Origin of the sequence: Gordonibacter pamelaeae 7-10-1-b (assembly GCF_000210055.1) — a bacterium.
Classification (GTDB): domain Bacteria; phylum Actinomycetota; class Coriobacteriia; order Coriobacteriales; family Eggerthellaceae; genus Gordonibacter; species Gordonibacter pamelaeae.
Genome location: NC_021021.1, coordinates 205,674 through 206,288 on the forward strand (window position 1 = coordinate 205,674; position 615 = coordinate 206,288).

1 protein-coding gene is annotated in these 615 nt (G+C 70.2%); it reads right to left on the bottom strand.

Features of this window, described 5'->3' with window-relative positions; all coding sequences use genetic code 11:
- Window positions 1–615 (bottom strand): hypothetical protein (locus tag GPA_RS18615; protein WP_041238715.1); only part of this gene is annotated, 615 nt, incomplete at both ends.

Sequence of the window (615 nt, forward strand, 5' to 3'; positions counted from 1 at the left end):
GCGAGGCCGTGCGCCTGTTGTTGACGTCGTAGGTCGAGCATTCGGAGAACGTCCCGCTCACCGTGAACGCGTCGAGTACCCGCGCGACCACCTGGTCGGCGGACGTCAAGGGGCCGCTCGGGCCCACCCACAGGTTGTCGCCCTGGTCGTAACCGTCGGCTTGGCTCCAGTAGAACGCGCCGCCGCCCGCGAGCGCCGTGCACCCCGTGACGGTGCCGCTCACGCTGGTCCGGCAATCGACCCCGACGGCCGTGGTGCAGCCGTAGTCGTAGACGAACAGCGCGCCGCCGCCCGAGAAGAAGTCGCCGGTCCCCGTGTTCTCGGCGCTGACCATGTGGCAGTCGTCCACCGAGCCGGCGAGGTCCACCTTGCAGTTGTTCGCGAAGAGGGCCCCGCCGCCCTGAACCGTGCCCACGGCATCGATGAGGGCGCCCGACGCGGCTCGGTACTCCAGGCTGCACCCGCTTATGCTGGCGCCTTTCCCCACGGACACGTCCGCATCCGTCGCGCGAACCGCGCCGCCGCCGGAGAACGTCGCGTTGGCCGTCATGGTGGTGGTGCAGCCTACGATGGACGCGCCCTCCTCCATGGCGAACGAGGCCCGGTACGATGCGG